Below are 463 nucleotides of genomic sequence, written 5' to 3'. Positions count from 1 at the left end.
CCCGGCTGGGCGGGGATCGTGGTGTACCGAGCCCACAATACTTGCAGTGTTTGCTTCACACGCCCTGTGCGTGCTTTGACGACCGCGTCAAAGTCAATCGGGACGAACTCGCCTTGCCCGCTACTGCGCTTGTCAACGAATATCTCGTCCAGCTCGTCATTCGTCAACGCCGCGACCTGCTGGGCAGTGGTCAAGCCAAGGCTTCGCAGCGCTTGGTTCGCTCGGGAAATCGCGCGGTGCGAGCACCCGAGTTGGTCTTCAATCTGGCGGTAAGAACGCTTCCTAATCAGCAGCGTCATCACCGCACGGTAATCCGTCATCAGCGGACTCCTTCCAGTACGCGCCGCACCCGAGTGGTGCGGCTACCGGAAGTATCATCCCGAGCGCCCTGAGCTGCTACCAGATACTCACTGAAGCGCTACCAGATAGTCACGACACTGCTACCAAATAGCCGGTCGCAACA

The 463-nt window shown here is 59.4% G+C and carries 1 pseudogene; it reads right to left on the bottom strand.

Annotated elements, in window-relative coordinates:
- A pseudogene (locus HMPREF3009_RS01620) lies at positions 1-320 on the bottom strand (IS21 family transposase); the annotation flags it as partial.
- Between the last annotated feature and the right edge of the window lie 143 nt (positions 321-463).

It is taken from the genome of Corynebacterium sp. HMSC034H07 (assembly GCF_001815175.1).
GTDB lineage: Bacteria > Actinomycetota > Actinomycetes > Mycobacteriales > Mycobacteriaceae > Corynebacterium > Corynebacterium hiratae.
This window is presented reverse-complemented; position numbering and strand designations above follow the sequence as displayed.